We start from the raw sequence: 12574 nt of genomic DNA, 5'->3' as shown, positions 1-12574 counted from the left end.
TTTATTTCATCGAATATTTCGCGCTCTGTATGGCCTTCTACACTCAATCCGCACACCGCCTACAGCGAGCCCCCATGACCACCCTCAAAGACCGCTTGAAGCAAGGCAAGGACGCCCGCAAGAATTGCCCCCGCAATTCCCATGCGTCCACGGGAAAAACCAACCGCGACCCGCTCCCACTGATCAAAGCCTCAAGCGAAGGCCGAATCAAGTCCCTGATCGAACTCCGCTACGGCCGCATGCTCGTCTCCCCCTTCAGCTTTTATCGCGGCACCGCGCTTTTGCAGGCTCACGACCTGGCTTCCACGCCGAACATGGGACTGACCTCACCGATCTGCGGCGATTGCCACCTGATGAATTTCGGCGGGTTCGCCACGCCCGAACGCAATCTGTTGTTCGGCGTCCACGACTTCGACGAGGTCCATCCCGGCCCTTGGGAGTGGGACGTTAAACGGCTGGTGGCGAGTATCGTAGTGGCCGCCCGCGATCTGCGTCATGGCGAAACGATCGAAGAGACGGTCTGCCGCGAAGTGGTCAGCGCTTATCAGGAAACCATGCTCGAGTGCGCCGAACAAAGCTCGCTGGAAACCTGGTACGAGTCCATCCGTTACGACGACTTGCGCAAGCAGGCGAACAAAAAAACGCTGGAGCATATCGAGCGTGCCATCGAAAAGGCCGAGGGCCGATCCCACGCCGAGCTACTGCCGAAAATCAGCGAACGTGACGCCCATGGTCGTCTGATCATTCGCGATGACCTGCCGGAAATTTTCCACTTGCACAAAAACACCACATTGCTGGATGCCGATGATGACTGGCTACGCCACTCGGATTGGCGGCCAATCTACGACGCCTTCATGCGCGAGTATCCCGGCACGCTGCAGGCTGACCGACGGGCGTTGTTTTCACGTTTTCACGCCCAGGACATGGCGTTCAAAGTGGTGGGGGTCGGCAGTGTTGGCACCCGTTGTCTGGTGGTCTTGCTGACCGACGATCAGGAATTCCCGCTGTTCCTGCAATTCAAGGAAGCACGGCGCTCGGTGCTGGCCGATTACGTGAAGACGAAATCAACAGTGCGGCATAACGGTCAGCGGGTGGTTGAGGGTCAACGATTGATGCAATCGGCCAGTGACCTGTTTCTCGGTTGGACCACCGGCCCCAGCGGTCGACACTTCTACGTGCGGCAATTGCGCGACATGAAAATCTCGGCCGAACTCGAGACGTTCGATGCGGACACCTTCGCCGCGTATGGTCGCGTCTGTGGTCGAGCCCTCGCTCGCGCGCATGCCAAATCGTCCGGGCAGGCCGCGCAGATCAGCGGTTACATCGGCAAGAGCAATGCGCTGGCCGACGCGCTGTTCAAGTATGCGAAAAGTTATGCAACGCAGAATGAGCAAGACTTTGAGCGATTCCAGCAGGCCTGCCGCAAGGGCCGGTTACAAGCTCGCTCCGAGGCAGACTTTGCGGCAGATCATTTGCCCTAAGCGGGTAACGCGGTCCATCCACACATGAACTTTTCTTCACCCCACCACCTACCCCCAACCGGTACAGTGCTCCCGCTCATTCAAGAAACTACGGTTTGCCCGCCCTCCCGCGGGCTTTTTTTTGCCTTTTGATCGACCAGCGGCGGTCGGCTTCACCCAGTGTCTCCTCTGGAACTGTCGCAAATCACGTCCAACCACCTAATTGGGTGTACCCTCGATGTCTGTCCATCAGATATCAGTTAGCCATGTCCACGCAAAGCGAAGAGAGCCGTCAGATCGTTGCTTCTCTGGCGCACCGTGTTGGCCCCGACGCTGACATCGCAAGGATCGCCCAAGCGATCATTTCAACCTTGCGGGATATGGAAGTAGCCCTCACGCCCATCATCGGCCAGCAAGGGGTTGCCGCGCTTTATCGCCGCAGCCTTCACCTGTGCGCCTCTAATCATCCGCGTTTAGCCAGCACCCGCGACAAAGTGCCGGCCGGCATGGACCTGACAGCCCTCAAGTCCGTAATTGTTGAGCAAAGCGACGTCGATGCGCTGTTTTTTGGTGAAGTGTTGCTGACCACCTTTTACGAGCTACTCACCACGCTGATCGGGCCCTCGCTCACCGCACGTTTGCTTCGTGGCATGTGGGAACCTTCTTTGAGCGACACCCCTTCGCAGGAAAATTCGCCATGAGCACCAAAGTGACTATCAACCGACTGGCTACCGGCGTGCCAGGACTGGACGAGGTGCTGGGCGGAGGTTTGCCGGAGTTTTCGTTCAACCTGATCGCAGGTCCGCCCGGCTGCGGCAAAACTACCCTCGCGCATCAGATGATGTTCGCCCTGGCGACGCCTCAACGCCCGGCGCTGTTTTTTACCGTGTTGGGAGAGCCGCCGCTGAAGATGCTGCGCTATCAGCAGCAATTCGATTTTTTCGACAGCGAAGCGATCAACCATTCGATTCGCTATATCAACCTGGCCGCCGACACGTTGGCGGGGAACCTGGACGAGGTGCTGCGGCGCATTGTCAGCGAGGTGGAGGCTCACTCACCGGCGCTGGTGTTCGTCGATTCGTTCCGCTCCGTGGTGCTGGCCAGCCAGACACAGGACAACCCCAACAACAACCTGCCGCAGTTCGTTCAGCAACTGGGCATGTTGATGACCACTTGGCAGGCAACCACCTTCCTGATTGGCGAATATTTCACCGAAACCGACACCAACCCGATTTTCACCGTGGCCGATGGCCTGATCTGGTTGCGCCAGAGCGTCCAGCGCAACTCCATGGTGCGCAAGATGGAAATCATGAAGATGCGCGGGCAGCCGACGTTGCCAGGCCTGCATACTTTCCGAATTGCTACGTCGGGGATCAAGGTGTTTGCACCCGCCGCCGTCAACCTGATTGAAGCCCCACTGGAATTGCCGATCAAGCGCCTGAAAATGGGCGTACCGCAGCTCGATAAGATGCTTGGTGGCGGCCTGCCCCGTGGTTATTCGTTGCTGGTGGCGGGGCCGTCGGGGTCGGGCAAAAGCATTCTGGCGGCGACCTTCCTGGCCGAAGGCGCGCGCAATGGCGAAACCGGCGTGATCGCGGTGTTTGAACAACGCCCGAATCACTCCCAGAACTCCACCCTGGCGGAGCTGATTCAGAGCGGTCAGGTCGGTCTGGTGGACAGCCGTGCGCCGGACCTGTCCATCGACGAAATCGTGCAATTGCTGCTCAGCGAGATCAGCCGACTGAAAGCCACCCGTGTGGTAATCGATTCGCTGTCCGGTTTCGAACTGGCGCTGGCGCCGACCTTCCGCGAAGACTTTCGCGAATCGCTGTCGCGCATGGTCACCGCACTGACGAGCATCGGTGTCAGTGTGTTGCTGACCTCGGAACTGGAAGACCGCTACACCGACCTGCGTTTCAGCCCTTACGGCACGGCGTTTCTCACCGATGCAATCATTGTCCAGCGCTACATCGAGGTGCAGAGCCGCTTGTTGCGCATCATGGCGGTGGTCAAGGTTCGGGCCAGCGCCCACTCCGACGAATTGCGCCTGTACAGCATCGATGATAACGGCCTGCAGATCGGCGAAATGTTGCCGGATCAGGAAGGCTTACTCGGGGGCCGGCCCACCCGGCAGCTCAGCAAGGACGAGGTGTAAACCAGGACCATGACCGAGGCCAATGGCACGAACGCACAAACGATGGCCACCGCCGCTCGTGAGTTGTTCCTGCTCGGCCAGAAAACCGTGGAAGCACGTGCGGTGCTGGCGGCGCTGAAAAAGGAATTGAGCGATACCAACAACCGGCTGGTGGATGCCCAGCAAATCGAACAATTGGTCGAAGCCAATCAGCAACTGGTATTGGCCATTCTGCTGGCGCAATCGGATGCGGAAAAACCCCATCGCTCGCAAGAAGAGCAACGGCTGTTTCTGGAGATGCGCGAGGCCAACGCGCAATTGGTGATCGCCGCCCTCAGCGCGCAGAACCTGCAAGCCTCGGCGGAACATACGCTGGCGCAGCAACGCAACATCCTCACGCTGGTCGCCCATGAACTGCGCAACCCGCTGACGCCCATCAGCATGATCGCCGGCCGACTGGTGCGGGTGCCCAGTGAAGAATTGCCGCGCATGCAGGCGTTGATCGAGGGCCAGGTGCAGCACATGTCGCGGCTGGTGGATGACTTGCTTGACGTGTCCCGCGCCAGCACCGGCAAGCTGCGCCTCGAATGCCGGATCGTCGACGTGGTGCCGATTATCCACGAGGCCATCGAAGTGTGCCGCCCGGTGATAAACACCCGACAACTGCATTTCACCGTCGAACTGCCCACGTGCGCGCTGTCGGTGGACGGCGACCCGGTGCGGCTGGCGCAAATCCTCGGCAACCTGCTGGGTAATGCGGCCAAGTACACGCCCTCGGGGGCCATGTCACGCTGGCGGTCACCGCCCGGGACAATGTGCTGGAGATGAGCATTCGCGATGACGGCATCGGTATTTCCGCTCAAGCCTTGCCGTTTATCTTCGAGCCGTTCGTGCAAGACGTGCACGCCATCGGCTTCAACGGTGCAGGCCTGGGCATTGGCCTGACGGTGGTGCGCGAGCTGGTGGAAGCCCATGGCGGAACGGTGATCGGCAGCAGTGACGGCGACGGCAAAGGCAGCACCTTTATCGTGACATTGCCCCTGGCGGTTTGAGTTTTTCCGTTGGTCGCGTAATGCTTGCGCGACGATCCCCCCGAACCGGAGCGCCCTATGCCGTTGTTGTCCCTGCCCTGCAAACGCTTGACGCTGGCGGTGCTCGCCCCCGAACAGGCGGCGCTGGATAGCGATTTCTACCGGCGCAACCAAAGGCACCTTGCCCGGTGGTCGCCGATTCGCCCCTCCGACTACCACAGCGCTGAAAACATTCGTCCGCGCCTTGAGGTGCAAGCCAGTGCGTTCGAGGCCGGCCTGGCGGTGCATTTCGCGCTGCTGGACCCGGACAACGGCCAGATGATCGGCGCCTGCAATTTCAGCGGCATCACTCGCGGAGCGTTTCAGGCGTGTTATCTCGGTTACCACATCGACGAATCCCGTCAGGGCCAAGGCTTGATGCAGGAAGCACTGGAAGCAGGCATCGGCTACATGTTCGATGAGCAGAAACTGCACCGGATCATGGCCAATTACATCCCTGGCAACGAACGCAGCGCGCGGCTGCTGGAACGTCTGGGATTTGAACGTGAAGGCTACGCCAAGGCCTACCTGAGTATCGCCGGGCGCTGGCAGGATCACGTGTTGACCGCGTTGATCAATGATCGCTTTGAAACCCCGGAACAGCGCTGGTCCAGGCGCCTCTCGTAATATTTCGCGGCCGTTCACAATTCATTAAGCATTCGCACCGTATGCTCGGGCTTCCCGGTCCACCTGCTCGGTAGCCAGAAGCCTATGTCGCGTCCCGCCACTTCACTGTTCCTGCTGGCCGCCCTGCTGTTTTTCTTTGCCTTGGGCAATCATCAACTGCAAGGGTCCACCGAGGCCCGGGTGGCCGGGATCGCCATGCAGATGCACTTGGACAACGACTGGGTGACGCCCCGTTTGTTCGGCGAACCGTTTCTGGAAAAACCACCTTTGAGCTTGTGGCTCGATGCCGGCGCCATCCGTGCATTTGGCGGCACGCCGTGGGCGGTGCGACTGGCCTCGGCGTTCGCCGGGCTGTTCAGCGTGATGCTGTTGTACGCGATGCTGCGGCGGTTCGGCCGGCCCAAGGCGATTGCCTGGACGGCGGGAATCTTTCTGGCAACCATGGCCAGTTATTGGAGCAACGTACGCGGCGTCGGTGAAGACGCGTTGCTCGCCCTCGGCGTGACCCTGGCGTTGCTGGCGTTCTTTCAGGGGCAACGTCAATCGACGCCCGGCAACGCGCTGCTGTTCGCCTCGGGAATCGCTATCGCCACACTGAGCAAAGGCGTCCTCGGCCTGGCGATGCCGGGCGTGGTGATTTTCGCCTATCTGCTGGCCGAGACCTTGATGGACAGGCGCCTGAAAATCCGTGACTGGTTGCGTCCCGGTTTACTGACGCTGGCTGGATTGATCCCGCTGATGATTTGGCTCGCCGTGCTGTACCAGCGTGGTGGCGCGCAGGCCGTGGGGGAAGTGCTGCTGACCAACAGTGTCGGGCGCTTCAGTGGATCCTTCGTCGAGGCCGGGCATTACGAACCGTACTACTACTACCTGGCCAAGCTGCCCCAGGCGTTTCTGCCGTGGAATATTCTGGTGTACCTGGGGCTGTGGCATTTTCGCAAAAGCTTGATGGCCAATCGTTACTTGCTGTTTTTCACCCTGTGGATCGTGGCGCAGTTTGTGATGCTGACATTGGCGGCGAGCAAGCGCACGGTGTATCTCATGTCGATGACGCCTGCGGCGGCGGTGATTGCGGCGGAGTATGCGGGCGTTCTGTTCGAGCGGCTGAAGATGCGCGAAGGGGCCTCGAACCTTTTGGGGCACATCGCACGGCATCGACGCGGCGCAGCCATTGGCGTGATCGCGTTGGTGATCGGCAGCTACCTGGCCGCCGCTCAATGGGCGCTGCCCCATGCGGACCGCAAACTGTCCTTCCTGCCGTTGACTGCACAGATCCAGACGATGCAGGCCAACGGGCAACACATCGCCCTGTTCCAGGCCAACGAACGGGTGGGCGGTGCCAGCGTGTTCTACACCCGACAAGTGCTCAAGGGCCTGGACACCGAGGCGCAACTGCATGAGTTTCTGGCGGCCTCACCCAGCAACGTGGCGGTCATGTCTGGTGAAATCGAACCGGCCGCGCCGTTGAAAGTGCTCAAGAGCATGAAGGTGGGGCGTCAGGCTTACTACTTTGTGAACCAATAAGCGGCTCGACGGTTGGCGCTTCAGCCTTTTGCAGCACCGGCATCTCCAGCAGCGCTCGTCCGTAAAATGGCAACGCCGTCAGCAAACAGGCCAGCCACACGAAGATCCCGGCCCAAAAGGTGTGGGACATGTAGTGCCAGCCTTGCAGGACACGTGTCGTGCCATAGACGAAACCGAGCAGCAACGCTCCGTACATCAGCGCCTTGGAGTAGCGCCAGCGGTAGCGGCGAGCCACGAAGTACAGCGCGAGCATGGTAAAACCGCCGGAAGCATGGCCACCCGGCCAGCAACGGCCATCACCGGCCTCCCTGAACAGCTGGAAGTTGTTGTACCACTCCACGTGGGGCAATTTCCCACCGTAGAGGGTTGTTTCGATCGGGCAGTACACGCTGGTGTGCGCCTTGAGGAAGTGGATCACGCCGGTGCAGATGGCAAATGCGAAGACGACGAACAGAAAATCCCGACGATGTTCGTTGGCAAATCGCAACACCGATGCCGCCTTGCTCCGTTCCAGAAAACCACCAAGGCGAGGATGCTTTGAAGTGTTGATCAGCGGCCAGACAAACGACAGCATCGCACCGATCAAGGCAATCTCGGCGGTCCAGTTCGGAATGATGCGCGCCCACTTGTGGGTGAGCTTTTCGAAGAAGTGAACCTTGTCGAGCGGGAAGATCTGAGCAACCGGATCAAACAGAAGATTACTGAAGGCGATGTCGATCCGGGTCATGTCGAACATCAGGAAAACCAGGGCCGCGCAGGCCAACGGAATACCGAAGTTCATCCAATAAAAGTGGTTGCGGGAAGAAGTCAGCATCGTCTGTCCAGATCCATAGGAAAAATTCATTCGGTGGTCACCGAACGCCAGTCAGAGGCTTCAATGAAGCCGAGCATTTTCGGTGTCAGAGGTTTTCTGGCGGAAATAAACAATGAAGCGCCATAACCGAGCGTGGAGGTCGACACCTTGAGGTCTTTTTCAAGTTGCGCCATGCATTCGCTGTGGGTCACCAGGATCAAATTGCGACCCGCCACTTTGTGCGCCAGGGCGTCGCGCAGCATCGTGCCCTTGCAGCTCACCAGCCAATCCTCGCCCACACCGACCTTGTTGAACATGTAGCCGGCCGTCTGTGACGTGCGCATCATCGGGCTGTTGTAGATATCGGTCTTGTCCAACCCCAACTGTTCGAACCGCGCACCGACACTGACTGCGACGCTGCGCGAGCGATCGGTAATGCCATCGTTGCCACTCAGGCACGCGGCTTTCGAGTGATCGCAGCGCTCGACATGGCGGACCAGCACGATGACGTCGCCTTTGGCCCATTCGGTGGCCAACGTTCGTGCGCCCGCCACATTGCCATGGGCCAAGTCCGGCACAGCGGCCGGCTGCAACAGCCATACGATCAATGGAATGACCAGCAGCGCCGAGGCCAGCACCACTACGGTGTTTCGATGGCGGGTCAAACAGCTCAGGTTAATTGAGCGTTTTATCCCGAACAGACTCAGTCTCAATTCCACATCAAGCCGCCTCGCCGGCATGCACCATTGTTATTCGAAGCCGCGAGGGTAGAGAGGCGCGCGTCGGCAGCCGGTGAAACCCATGTGAAAAAAAGCTTAAGCCGCTCACAAAAACCTTGTTACAGAATCAGTCCGACAAAAACCTTTCAGCTCTCGCGATTGCTGCCGATACAGGCCTGCTACACACCCTTGCTGGCACCTAAAAAAACAACAATCTTCCAGCCAACTGACGATCGAAAGCGCAACGTTCCTGGAGGAATTTGATGAATAGCTGGTTCGGCAACATCAGCGTGAACATGAAACTGGGCCTGGGGTTCGGCCTGGTCCTGGCACTGACCTGCGTACTGGCCCTGACCGGGTGGACGAGCCTGGGCGGCTTGATTGACCGCAGCAACTGGATGAGCGACATCACCCAGCTCAACTCCGGCTTGACCAAGCTTCGTGTGGTTCGCCTGCAATACATGCTGACCAACGGCGACGAAACCGCCGCTCAGAACGTACAGACCACCCTTGACGCCTTTTCCGCTCAGCAACAATCGCTGTTGTCGAAGTTCAAGAGCCCGGAAAACCTCAAGCTGCTCAAAGAGCAAGGCACTTACATCGACGCTTACAAGACGTCGCTGAACAAAATGCGCAGCGCCTACCGCACCGGCAACAGCGCCCGCGACACCATGGCCGCCAATGCTGAAACAGCCAGCACGCTAATCGACGCCATCAGCACCCGCGTGCAACAAATGCCCCTGAGTGACCAGCGTTTCGAACAATTCCAGGCCGTCACCGCCGCCAAGGAAGCGTTCATCCTGGCCCGCTACGAAGTGCGCGGCTACACCGCCACCACCAATGCCGAAACCGAGCAAAAAGCCATCGCCCAACTGGATTCAGCAATTGCCAGCCTGAAACCGCTGAACGTGCATTTCGCCGAGACCCAGCAAGATGCCCTGCGTCAGCTGGAAACCGCACTGGGCAATTACCGCAGCGCGTTGATCGCCTATAAAGCCGCCAACAGCGATGCCGTGCAGGCGCGCAAGGAAATGACCGACCAGGGCGCCGCCATCGTGACCCTGAGCGAGCAGCTGTATCAGATCCAGCTCGACCGTCGCGACGCCGAAAGCGCCCAGGCGCGCACACTGCAGTTGATCAGCACATTGCTGGCATTGCTGGTGGGCATCATTGCAGCCGTGATCATCACCCGTCAGATCACCGGCCCGCTACGCGACACCCTGGCCGTGGTCGAACGCATCGCCAGCGGCGACCTGTCCCAGGACGTCAAAGTAACGCGCCGCGATGAACTCGGCGTGTTGCAGCAAGGCATCGCACGCATGGGCGTGACCCTGCGTGACTTGATCAGCGGCATCCGCGACGGTGTCACCCAGATCGCGAGCGCCGCGGAAGAACTGTCCGCCGTCACCGAGCAAACCAGTGCCGGCGTCAACAGCCAGAAGATCGAAACCGATCAAGTGGCCACCGCCATGCACGAGATGACCGCCACCGTACAGGAAGTCGCGCGCAACGCCGAAGAAGCCTCCCAGGCCGCAGCCGCCGCTGATGGTGAAGCCCGCGAAGGCGATAAAGTGGTCAACGAAGCCATCGCCCAGATCGAACGCCTGGCCACTGAAGTGGCGCGCTCCACCGAAGCCATGAGTGTGCTGCAACAGGAAAGCGACAAGATCGGCAGCGTCATGGACGTGATCAAGGCCGTCGCCGAACAGACCAACCTGCTGGCCCTCAACGCCGCCATTGAAGCCGCGCGCGCCGGTGAAGCCGGTCGTGGTTTTGCGGTGGTGGCCGACGAAGTCCGTGGCCTGGCCCAGCGCACACAGAAGTCCACCGAGGAAATCGAAGGCCTGGTGGCCGGTCTGCAGAATGGCACCCAACAAGTGTCGACCGTGATGAACAACAGCCGCGCCCTGACCGACAGCAGCGTGGCCCTGACCCGCAAGGCTGGCACGTCGCTGGAAAACATCACCCGCACGGTGTCCAACATCCAGTCGATGAACCAGCAGATCGCTGCCGCCGCCGAGCAACAAAGTGCCGTGGCCGAAGAAATCAGCCGCAGCATCATCAACGTGCGCGACGTGTCGGAGCAAACCGCCGCCGCCAGCGATGAAACGGCCAAGTCCAGTGTTGAGCTGGCGCGGTTGGGGAATCAGTTGCAGATGATGGTCAGTCACTTCAGGGTTTAAAGCACCGCCGCTCTCCAGCCCCGCAGAAGCCCTTTAAATAAAGGGCTTCGTCATTTTTACGGAGCATTTATCCGTCCGTAACGCTCACGGGTGATTTGGAGGAACTGATGAAGCTTTTTACAGGCAGATCGCGTTGGTAAACACCAACCGGTTGCCGAACGGATCACTGATGGTCATGTCCTGGCTTCCCCAGGGCATGGCCTGGATCTGCGGGTGCGAAAACGGATACGCCTTCGCCAGCAGTTGCTGCTGGAAGGCCTCGAGCTCATCGGTCTCGATGCGCAGGGCCGAACCCGGCGTGCCGTCGCCATGGTGCTCGGACAGGTGCAGCACGCATTCGCCACGGGAGACTTGCAGGTACAGCGGGGAATTCGGCTCGAAGCGATGCTGCCAGTCGACCGTGAACCCCAGAAAGTCGACGTAGAATTCCAATGCCTTGGCCTCGTCGAAAATCCGCAGGATCGAGGTGGTTTTGCCGAAGCTCATTGGGTTGCTCCCTGACTGAAAAGACACCCGTTGAAGTTGGGCTGGATGTCAGCGCTTCGGCTTGGCGTTGGCTTTCTTTAATCGCAATGTGCCATCACTGTGACGTATTTCTCGGAATGCCTACTGAAACCCGTCACGCAAATCCCCTTCCCGCGCCAGAAACCGCCCTTCCCGTTTCCCGTTCGCCTGGCCATCGCTGTAACTCAACACGCCGTTGACCCATACACCTTCAATCCCCTCGGCCGCCTGTTGCGGGTCACTGAAGTCCGCCACGTCGCGAATGCTCAGCGGATCGAACAACACCAGGTCCGCCCAATGCCCTTCACGAATCTCACCCCTTTGCTTCAAGCCAAAACGTGCCGCCGACAATCCGGTCATTTTGTGTACGGCGGTATGCAGCGGAAACAGGCCGACGTCGCGACTGAAATGTCCGAGCACACGTGGGAAAGCGCCCCACAAGCGCGGATGCGGGAACGGATCTTCCGGCAATCCGTCGGACCCCACCATCGACAAGGGATGGGCGAGGATTCTTCGCACATCGGCCTCGTCCATGCCGTAGTACACCGCGCCGGCCGGTTGCAGACGGCGTGCAGCGTCAAGCAACGGCACGCTCCATTCGGCGGCGATGTCCATCAAGTCGCGGCCGCCCAATTCCGGGTGTGGCGTGGACCAGGTGATGGTGATGCGATGGGCATCGGTGACTTGCTTGAGGTCCAGGGTCGAAGAACTCGCCGCGTAGGGATAACAATCGCAGCCCACCGGGTGAGTTTTCGCCGCTTCCTCAAGCGAGGCCAGCAATTGCGGACTGCGCCCCCAGTTACCGGCCCCCGCGCATTTGAGGTGGGAAATGATCACCGGGGATTTCGCATGCCGGCCGATCTGGAACGCCTCGTCCATCGCCTCCAGCACCGGTTCGAATTCACTGCGCAAATGGGTGGTGTACACGGCGCCGAACGCCGTCAGCTCTTCAGTCAGTTGCATCACTTCGTCGGTGGACGCCGAGAACGCGCTGGCGTAGGCCAGACCGGTGGATAACCCCAAGGCGCCCGCCTCAAGACTTTCACGCAACTGCTCGCGCATCGCGCTGATTTCATCAGGCGTGGCGGTGCGAAACAGGTCGTCGAGATGGTTGCTGCGCAGCGCGGTGTGGCCCACCAATGCGGCGACGTTCAGCGTGGTGTTCGCCGCTTCGACCGCTGCGCGGTAAGCGCTGAACGTCGGATAAACGAAGGCTGCCGAGGTGCCGAGCAGGTTCATCGGATCGGGCGGATCGCCACGCAGGCTCACCGGTGACGCGCTGATCCCGCAGTTGCCGACAATCACCGTGGTCACGCCCTGGCTGAGCTTGGGCAGCATCTGCGGCTGGCGGATCACCACCGTGTCGTCATGGGTGTGCACGTCGATAAAACCCGGCGCCAGCACGCGGCCGGCAGCGTCGATTTCCTCGCGGGCGGTCGCCTCATGCAAGTCGCCGATGCGCGCGATGCGGCCGTTCTGAATCGCCACATCGGCAGGGTAACCGGGGCTGTTGCTGCCATCGATGACCAAGGCGTTGCGGATCAGCGTGTCGTACATCAT

12 protein-coding genes are annotated in these 12574 nt (G+C 60.0%); 8 read left to right on the top strand and 4 right to left on the bottom strand.

Annotated elements, in window-relative coordinates; all coding sequences use genetic code 11:
- Positions 1-74 precede the first annotated feature (74 nt).
- The 7 genes from HP062_RS24940 (at position 75) to HP062_RS24915 (ending at position 6815) form a co-directional block, all read left to right on the top strand.
- Entirely contained in the window at positions 75-1481 is a 1407-nt protein-coding gene (locus HP062_RS24940; RefSeq protein WP_172792218.1) for a DUF2252 domain-containing protein, read from the top strand.
- A 245-nt stretch (positions 1482-1726) separates the two neighbouring features.
- Positions 1727-2161 (top strand): hypothetical protein, encoded by a 435-nt coding sequence (locus HP062_RS24935; RefSeq protein WP_245006803.1) that lies wholly within the window; start codon positions 1727-1729, stop codon positions 2159-2161.
- The gene (locus HP062_RS24930; RefSeq protein WP_154502998.1) at positions 2158-3615 is read left to right on the top strand and encodes an ATPase domain-containing protein; all 1458 of its coding nucleotides are present in this window, start codon (positions 2158-2160) and stop codon (positions 3613-3615) included. Before HP062_RS24935 ends, HP062_RS24930 begins: the two co-directional genes overlap by 4 nt.
- A gap of 9 nt (positions 3616-3624) precedes the next feature.
- Entirely contained in the window at positions 3625-4422 is a 798-nt protein-coding gene (locus HP062_RS24925) for a HAMP domain-containing sensor histidine kinase (RefSeq protein ID WP_256665964.1), read from the top strand.
- Positions 4419-4646, top strand: coding sequence for a sensor histidine kinase KdpD (locus HP062_RS31225; RefSeq protein ID WP_256665963.1), 228 nt, complete (start codon positions 4419-4421; stop codon positions 4644-4646). The genes HP062_RS24925 and HP062_RS31225 overlap by 4 nt, the downstream gene beginning before the upstream one ends.
- Positions 4647-4703: 57 nt before the next feature.
- Complete coding sequence (gene rimJ, locus HP062_RS24920; RefSeq protein ID WP_172792217.1) at positions 4704-5291, top strand: ribosomal protein S5-alanine N-acetyltransferase; 588 nt, start codon at positions 4704-4706, stop codon at positions 5289-5291.
- Between the two features lie 84 nt (positions 5292-5375).
- Positions 5376-6815: a glycosyltransferase family 39 protein gene (locus tag HP062_RS24915; protein ID WP_172792216.1), complete on the top strand. Its 1440-nt coding sequence runs from the start codon at positions 5376-5378 to the stop codon at positions 6813-6815.
- On the opposite strand, the gene HP062_RS24910 is transcribed toward HP062_RS24915, so the two are convergent.
- Entirely contained in the window at positions 6766-7629 is an 864-nt protein-coding gene (locus tag HP062_RS24910) for a phosphatase PAP2 family protein (protein WP_172792215.1), read from the bottom strand. The two genes, HP062_RS24915 and HP062_RS24910, sit on opposite strands and share 50 nt — an antisense overlap.
- 26 nt (positions 7630-7655) lie before the next feature.
- The gene (locus HP062_RS24905) at positions 7656-8327 is read right to left on the bottom strand and encodes a histidine phosphatase family protein (protein WP_042932398.1); all 672 of its coding nucleotides are present in this window, start codon (positions 8325-8327) and stop codon (positions 7656-7658) included.
- A gap of 263 nt (positions 8328-8590) precedes the next feature.
- Here HP062_RS24905 and HP062_RS24900 point away from each other — a divergent pair, with 263 nt between their 5' ends.
- Positions 8591-10510: a methyl-accepting chemotaxis protein gene (locus HP062_RS24900; protein ID WP_172792214.1), complete on the top strand. Its 1920-nt coding sequence runs from the start codon at positions 8591-8593 to the stop codon at positions 10508-10510.
- Positions 10511-10627: 117 nt separating this feature from the next.
- On the opposite strand, the gene HP062_RS24895 is transcribed toward HP062_RS24900, so the two are convergent.
- Both HP062_RS24895 and HP062_RS24890 read right to left on the bottom strand, forming a co-directional pair.
- Complete coding sequence (locus HP062_RS24895; protein WP_010463700.1) at positions 10628-10996, bottom strand: glyoxalase superfamily protein; 369 nt, start codon at positions 10994-10996, stop codon at positions 10628-10630.
- Positions 10997-11116: 120 nt separating this feature from the next.
- Entirely contained in the window at positions 11117-12574 is a 1458-nt protein-coding gene (locus HP062_RS24890; RefSeq protein ID WP_172792213.1) for an amidohydrolase family protein, read from the bottom strand.

Origin of the sequence: Pseudomonas sp. B14-6, from assembly GCF_013260315.1 — a bacterium.
Taxonomy (GTDB): Bacteria; Pseudomonadota; Gammaproteobacteria; order Pseudomonadales; family Pseudomonadaceae; genus Aquipseudomonas; species Aquipseudomonas mandelii.
The sequence above is the reverse complement of the archived record's forward strand: the minus strand, read 5'-3'. Positions and strand labels throughout refer to the sequence as shown.